Origin of the sequence: Sporosarcina sp. NCCP-2331, assembly GCF_023707945.1 — a bacterium.
In the GTDB taxonomy this organism is placed as follows: domain Bacteria; phylum Bacillota; class Bacilli; order Bacillales_A; family Planococcaceae; genus Sporosarcina; species Sporosarcina cascadiensis.
Window position 1 is genome coordinate 82,567 of sequence record NZ_BRCD01000015.1, and the last position, 7,840, is coordinate 90,406.

Annotated in this window: 6 protein-coding genes; all 6 read left to right on the plus strand. The window is 46.6% G+C overall.

Annotated features, from left to right (window positions below; genetic code table 11):
* Window positions 1-137: 137 nt before the first annotated feature.
* Window positions 138-2,057: an FUSC family protein gene (locus NCCP2331_RS10490; protein ID WP_153721957.1), complete on the plus strand. Its 1,920-nt coding sequence runs from the start codon at window positions 138-140 to the stop codon at window positions 2,055-2,057.
* Window positions 2,058-2,221: 164 nt separating this feature from the next.
* Window positions 2,222-3,916 carry a methyl-accepting chemotaxis protein gene (locus NCCP2331_RS10495; RefSeq protein ID WP_153721958.1) on the plus strand — a complete coding sequence of 565 codons (1,695 nt, stop codon included), beginning with the start codon at window positions 2,222-2,224 and terminating at the stop codon, window positions 3,914-3,916.
* 154 nt (window positions 3,917-4,070) lie between these two features.
* The gene (locus NCCP2331_RS10500; protein ID WP_251670549.1) at window positions 4,071-4,496 is read left to right on the plus strand and encodes a hypothetical protein; all 426 of its coding nucleotides are present in this window, start codon (window positions 4,071-4,073) and stop codon (window positions 4,494-4,496) included.
* A gap of 564 nt (window positions 4,497-5,060) precedes the next feature.
* Window positions 5,061-6,053: an ABC transporter substrate-binding protein gene (locus NCCP2331_RS10505; protein ID WP_251670551.1), complete on the plus strand. Its 993-nt coding sequence runs from the start codon at window positions 5,061-5,063 to the stop codon at window positions 6,051-6,053.
* Window positions 6,054-6,071: 18 nt separating this feature from the next.
* A complete protein-coding gene (locus tag NCCP2331_RS10510) occupies window positions 6,072-7,058 on the plus strand; it encodes a FecCD family ABC transporter permease (protein ID WP_309296368.1) in 987 nt (328 codons plus the stop codon).
* On the plus strand, window positions 7,059-7,838 hold the full coding sequence (locus NCCP2331_RS10515) for an ABC transporter ATP-binding protein (protein WP_251670552.1): 780 nt from the start codon (window positions 7,059-7,061) through the stop codon (window positions 7,836-7,838). It abuts the gene before it with no gap.
* Window positions 7,839-7,840 lie beyond the last annotated feature (2 nt).

Sequence of the window (7,840 nt, forward strand, 5' to 3'; positions counted from 1 at the left end):
GATTCCTTTGAGAAGTTGTGAAAACAGCTTTTTAGGGGATCCTTTTTTTAATGAGGCCAATTGAATAGCAAATCTTTTACTAAAAACTATTTTAATGTTAAAGTACTATACAGAAAAAAACGGAAAGCAGTGAAAGTATGAAATTGACTAAGAAAACGATTGTGACGAACACTGTGCTATTTGTATTCATTATAGGTTTTGTTGTAGGTTTCGGTGCAGCATTCGGCAATGAAAATATTTTGATCGGTGTGTCGACGATCACCGCGATGCTGATGCTGCTGGAACGGGACTTGACGAGCCACCCTGCTGGCAACACGATGAAATTTATTGTGCTGAATCTGTTCATTGGAGTGGCGGCGTTTCTGACTGGTTTCAATGTCTGGCTGGCAATTCCTATTAACTTTGTCGCGATGTTCATCATCAGTTATTCCCTGTTATTTAATTTGAAAAATCCTATTTATTTACCATTCTCCCTGCAGTATGTATTCCTGTTAGCCATGCCGGTGGCTGCTGATCAAATGCCGCTGCGTCTGGCTTCGCTTGTATTCGGTGCACTTGCGATTATGGGGGTGCAAATGCTTGCGAATAAAAATCGCGTGACGAAGAGCGGAGATAAAAAAATTCAGGTAATCTGTACATCGTTGATTGAGAAAGTAGAATTGCTGAAAAAATCGGAGCCCCATGAAGAAGTGTCCACCCAGATAGCCAGTGAAATCAGCGGCTTGCGCAGTATGATCTATGATAAGCGTGAAGAGAATTATTATTTAACGGAAGAGGGAAGTTTGAAGCTGAATATCTCCGTTGCGCTTGAGAAAATTAATCTGCTGCTTGACGCGGCGGCTGCGGAATATGCACACCATCCCGTTTTAACAGATACGGTTCAGTGCATTCATCTGGCGCAAAACAGTTTGCAGGACAAAGAAATGATGGTGGCATTTGATGAGTTATACGATCAGGTGCTGAAAAAATATAAAGCAGAGCATACTCATGATTTATTTATCCTGGAGATGCTGAATCAGATTGGATTCCTGAGGACCAATATGCATGAATTACAGGCTCTTGGCAAAGAGCATTACTATGTCGTCAAGAAGCTTGAACAGATTCCGAAGAAATTTCAGAAATTGTCGATTACTGAAAAACCGGGCCATACGAATTCCATTAAGCTGTCATATGCGATCCGGATGGCATTGGCGATTACGATTTCAGGATTTATCATCGACTACTTCGACATGCCGGAGAGCCGCTGGATGCTGTTTACCGTTCTGTCTGTCATCATTCCGCTGTATGAACAGTCCCGCAAGAAAATGCGTGACCGAATTTTTGCGACGATCATCGGCGCGGCGGCAGTTACGGTGTCGTTCCTGATAGTTCAAAACCATACAGCCCGCTCTGTTTTACTGATGACAGCCGGTTATTTGATGACTTATGTGAAAGTATATCGCTACAATACGATTCTTGTGACATATTCCGCCATCGGTTCCGTGGCGCTCGTAACGGGAGCGGTGCAGGTGCTGACGGTCGAACGTGTGCTGTTTGTAGCTGCGGGAGTGGTGCTCGCCTTGCTGATCAACAAGTTCGTGCTTCCTTATAAACTGGAAGATGCGAATGAAGACCTGTGGGCAATGTATGAAGACACCGTGCAGGAGATGGCGGTTGAAGTGCAAGACAAAGCAGCGGGCGGGGGAAATGCCCATGCCATCAAAAACCTGCTGCTCATTTCCAATATGATCGAGGAACGCCTGAAGATGAATAATCAGGCAGCGCCGGAACGTGCCGGAGTTGCCTGGCTTCAGCATCAACGCCGGATAGCTGTTACGCTTTATGAATTATACGGCTGGATTGACCGCCACGATCTGCAGGATTCAAGTATTCCTGTAGTTACTTCGAGTCTGGAAGTTTTATTGAATAAAAATGCAGGGGAAGAAAGCTCGTCGGCGGCAATTAATAAGCTTCATGCTGCAATCCAGGCAACACCGCGAATGGAAGAACGCATGATGCTGACGATGATTTTAGAAGCGATGGAGGAAATGAAGAGTTTGAGAGTGCTTTTGCAGTGATTTTCTTCATTCAACCTGTATTCAAACCATTCGGAATTAACTTACTTAGTACTAAAGGTCCTCTTAATTAGTGACTTTATCTCCTGTTTTAGGTATACTCCTTTATGATTATAAAGTTCGATTAAGCATAAAAAACAGTACTTAGGTAAGAGAGAAGGATAAGAATGAAGCGGAAATATCAATTTAAAAGTGTGAAAGGCAGATTGCTGACAGCATTTGCAATTATTATCTGGTTAGTAGTAGGGCTGGGTGTTTATATTGGAATATCCATTAACACTGTCAACAACAAAACCGAGGATGCTATTGAGCGGGACTCACGTTTGATGGCGATTGACATGAAACTTTCCAATACGATGACGGCTCGGGTTTCAGAGATCAGGGCTTATTTATTGTTCGGGGATGAAATGCATAAAGACAACTTTTACAAGCTCACTGATTTGGGCATTCAACTACAGGGACAGGCAGAGGAAATTGGATCATCAAAGGAATTTAACGAGTTAATCACTCGGACAGTAGCATGGAGAAATGAGCTGCAGAAAGTAGTGATAGATGTATATGAAGCAGGCGATCAGGAGCTTGCTGTTAAAAACCTGAAAGTCCTGTCGACAGAAAGTATGGAATTGATTCGACTCTATGATGAAATTGCGGCAGACCGAGAGAAGAAAATGGAAGAAGGCGGAGCTGATGTCATCGCTACCGGACAGAAAACACTTCTCTGGAGTCTGATTGTGACAATTGCTGTAGCAGTCGTCGGTGTGATGGCATCCATGATCACAAGTTCAATTATTACAAAACCAATTAAAATTGTCACGAATCGAATGAAGCAAATTGCAGCTGGCGATATTAGTCAGGAGCCTTTGGATATGAATGGACGAGATGAAATTGGACAGTTAGGAACAGCGATAAATGATATGAATGAAAATGTCCGGCAAATGTTAAGTGAAATTGACAATGTCTCCAGTTCTGTTTCAAGTCACAGTGAAGAGCTTACTCAATCTTCATCCGAAGTAAATACGGCATCTGCGCAAATCGCTGCAACGATGCAGGAACTGACTGTGGGCATCGAAAGCGAAGCGAATACTGCAGGAGAGCTTGCTATGCAGATGGAGCAGTTTACCGCCAAGATTGAAGAAGCGAACCGTAAAGGCGAAGCGATTCAGCAGTCATCTGAAACGGTACTGACACAGACCATGACGGGTGCTGAATTAATGAAAACTTCTTCCGAACAAATGGGCATGATCGATGCGATTGTCCAGGAGGCCGTTGTGAAAATTAAAGGACTGGACACGCAGACCCAGGAAATATCCAAGCTGGTTGTGGTCATTAAAAATATCGCCGATCAGACCAATTTATTGGCGCTGAATGCGGCAATTGAAGCGGCACGGGCAGGCGAGCATGGCAAAGGATTCGCGGTTGTCGCCGATGAAGTCCGAAGTTTGGCTGAGCAGGTGGCAGTGTCTGTCAAAGATATTACCGATATTGTAGGGAATATTCAGCTGGAATCAAGCAGTGTGGCGACATCGCTTGAAAAGGGATATGAGGAAGTGGAAAAAGGAACGGCTCAGCTGCAGACGACGAGTCAGACTTTTGCTGAAATCAGCGATTCGGTGAATGAAGTCGGCGAAAATATTACCGTTATGTCAGCAAATCTCGCGGAAATTGCTTCCAGCAGTGAGAAAATGAGCGAGGCGATTGAAGAAATCGCAGCGATTGCGGAAGAATCTGCAGCCGGCGTGGAACAGACATCCGCTGCTTCCCAACAGACAAGCAGCTCGATGGAGGAAGTCGCGGGAAGTTCTGCTCATCTGGCAAAGCTTGCAGAAGATTTAAGCGGACTGGTCCGTCAATTTAAGTTGTAACATAAATGATTTACAAGCCTTGTTAACGTGCATAGTTAACGGGCTTTTTTTGCCTTCTCTTTCCTTCCGTACCAGTTATAACATGCGCCAATAAGTAACCATATTTTGTAGTAAACGTCTATAATAAATGAAGGAAAGGAGGCCTCTTGTTATTTTGAAAATTATTAAAATCCTGCTCACAACAATTGTCGTGCTTGCAGCGGTCGGATACGGTATCTTTTATTTCGGGAGCAAACTGGCGGCAGATGAAGTGATGGGGCAAGTGGAGGCAGAGCTGGAGAGCAATGGCCAGCTGGATGCAATCAGGCAAGAAGTGAAAAATGATCCTGAACTGCAGACGTTTATTGCAGAGGGAAGCACCATAGATGACCGGGATCTGCCTTTTACAACAAAGGACCAGGCTGTTCGGGTATTGATTAAGAAATTCAGCGTCAGCGAACTGGCTGAGCTGCAAAGTAAGATGAAAAGCGGGATGTCTGCAGGTGAGAAGCAGGCGCTGCTTGCGAAGTATGAAAGCAGATTGTCGGAAGATGAGCTGCTGGCGTTAAAAGTGCTCGCTTATAAAGAGTTTGGCAATTGAAAAAATCCTCGACGTTGTGTAACGCGTCGAGGATTTTTTGGTTTGCGGCTGTGGTGAATGAGCGCGCGGTGTGGAGAGATGATCACGAGGCTGGGATAAATGAGCGCTTGGCGAGTGGGTATGATCACACGGCTGGGTGAAATGATCACGAAGCGTGGCTGAATGAGCGGTTGTCAGGGGTCAATGATCACGCAGCTGTTTTTGCGTAGGCCGGATTGGTTCGGTCGAAGCCGCGTTTGGCGCGCGGGAAGGCTGGTTTGATTCGTTCGGCAGCGGGTTACGCGCGGCGTGGTCGGTGTTTGGCGCGTTGAGTGAGCGTTTTGGTTCGCCTGCCGATCGTTTTCGCGCGTTCGCAGCTTTCTATGCGAATAAAAAAGCTATACCGCGAATTAAAGGGGCTTCGGGTGCAACTTCATCGTTCATTTTGATGAGTGTGAAACCATGTAATTGAAAATTTGAGTTGACAATTGAGAATGAGAATGGTTATCATTGTTAACGAGATTGAAAATCATTCTCAATAAACATATTATAAGAGCGATAATACGTATTCAGGGGGAAATAGAATTGAAGAAAGTTTGGGTAGGAATATTAGTAGGGGTGCTGTCTGTCATGACGGCCTGTTCGTCAGATACGGAAGAGAGTGCGCCTGATAAAGTAGCGAAAGAAACAGTGGCAGAGGCAGAGGTGAAAGGGGAGGAGCAGCTGACTGCTGAAGAAGGTGACGGAGTAGATGAGAAGGAACTGGAAGAACTGATCGCACAGTTTCCTGAAACCGTTCCTGAACGTTTGATTACCACATCTGTGCCGCTGGCAGAAATGCTGCAGCTGCTCGATGTGACGCCCGTTGGAGTTCCGACTTCCACAAATCCGCTGCCTGCAGAGTTTGATTCGGTGGAGCGGATTGGTTCGCCGATGCAACCGGATCTGGAAGTGGTGACGAATCTTAGGCCCGACGTAATTTTGGGTGCCGAATCGCTTCGTACGACGCTGGATAAAGCGATTGAAGGCATGGATTTGCCGGCTGCCTATCTGCCGACGGATTCATTTGAAGATTTAAAGTTGAGTTTTAAAGCATTGGGCACGTACTTTGGCAAAGAAGATAAAATGAATACAGTACTTGATCAGCTGACGGCGAAAGAGCATGAGCTGGTAAAGCAGGGAGAAGGCAAGGAACTTCCGAGTGTCATGCTGATGATCGGCACGTCGGATTCATTCATGGTGATGAATGATAAATCTTATGTAGGCAGTCTGATTGAACGGCTGGGTGCGGAAAACATTGCAACTACGGTGTTAAAGGCGAAGGAAACGTATTCACCGATCAATATGGAAGAAGTTGTCGTGGCAGATCCGGATATTATTTTAGTATTGGCGTCCGGGGATCACGGAGCGTCTGAAGACATGTTCAAAAAAGAAGTAGAGAAGAATGAGACGTGGAAACAGCTGTCTGCCTATAAGAATGACAACGTCCATATTTTAGATTATGAAGTATTCGGTGTAACGTCGATCAAAAATGCGGAGAAGGCATTAACGGAGATTTCTACTTACTTTTATGAGTAACAGAAGGGAGTAATGGCGATGACAAACTCCCGGAGCGGATTTACGGTAGGCGTTACGTTTACGCTGGCTGTGATTGCAGGAATTGTGGCAATCGGCTTAGGCAGTGTGACAGTGGCAGTTCCTGAAATTTTACAGACACTATTTAAAACTGCAGAGAGTGCGGTAAACGATACGATCATCTGGAATATCCGCCTGCCGCGTGTGCTGCTGGCGATGGTGATCGGTGCGAATATTGCGGTGTCAGGCGCGATATTGCAGGCAGTGATGGGTAATCCGCTCGCAGATCCCGGATTGACGGGTGTGACGAGCGGTGCGGCAGTCTGTGTGCTGGCGATTATGCTCGCGATGCCGGAGTTCACGCAGTTCATACCGCTTGCAGCTTTCATTGGCGGCATGCTTGCGGCGACGGCGGTTTATGCCCTGGCATGGCGGCGCAGCGGAATGTCGCCGATTACGATAATTCTGGCGGGTGTGGCAGTGAATGCGCTGTGCGGCGGAGTGGTCGGCTATCTGTCGATTATGTACAGTGACCGCCTTCCATCTGCTGTGCAGTGGATGAACGGCAGTCTGGCGGCGAAAGGGAATTCTGCTTTGGCGATGGTGCTGCCATATTCGATTGTCGGCTGGATTTTATCATTCTTTGCTATACGGAAAGCGAACGTCATCCGGATGGGTGATCAGGTCGCAATGAATTTAGGCGAGAATGTCAACCGGATTCGCATCCTGCTGTCGATTCTGGCGGTTTTCCTGGCGGCTGTGTCTGTTGCGGCAATCGGAATGATCGGTTTTGTCGGTCTGATTGTGCCCCATATGGCGCGTTTCCTAGTCGGTTCGAATTATAAGTTTCTGCTGCCGATGAGTATGGCGCTCGGCGCACTGGTGCTATTGCTTGCCGACACAGGCGGACGGACACTGTTTGCACCGATGGATATTCCGGCGGGTATTTTGATGGCGGTCATCGGCGGCCCGTACTTTCTGTATTTAATGAGAAGGAGCGTGTTTTAAATGTTTACAGTCGATTCGATATCCATTCGCTACGATCAGAAAACTATTATCCGCGACTTTTCATTTCAGGTGAAGGAAGGGGAAATCCTGTCGATTATCGGCCCGAACGGTTCCGGTAAATCTACCTTATTGAAAGCGGTGGCACGCCAGCTTCCTTATTTTGCGGGGAAGGTGGAGCTCGACGGCGTGAATTTGAAGTCGATGAGTGCGAAGCAGATTGCGTGTAAAATGTGCATGCTCAGCCAGAAGAATCAGGCGCCTGCCGATATGACGGTGTTTGATCTCGTATCGTACGGCCGTTATCCGCATAAGAAATGGTTTGAGAAGCTTCGGGCGGACGACCATGAAATTATCGAGTGGGCGATTGAGAAGACACATTTGATGGAATATAAGGAGCGGACAGTCGCTTCATTATCGGGCGGTGAGTCGCAGCGCGCGTGGATTGCAATGGCGCTTGCCCAGCGTCCAAAAATTTTATTGCTTGATGAACCGACGACTTATCTTGATATTTCGCATCAGCATGAAGTTTTGGAACTGGTGCGCGAATTGAACAGCGAGATGGGCATGACAGTGATGATGGTGCTGCATGATTTGAATCAGGCGTCTTATTACAGCGACCGGGTTGTTGTGGTGCAGGATGGAGAAAAGGCGATGTACGGAACGCCCGGCCAAGTAATGACATCGGATATGATTCGGCAGGTGTACCGGATGAATTCAGAAGTACAGTTTAGTGCGGCGGAACAAAAGCCGCGGATTCATTTGCTTCATACGGCAAAATAAAT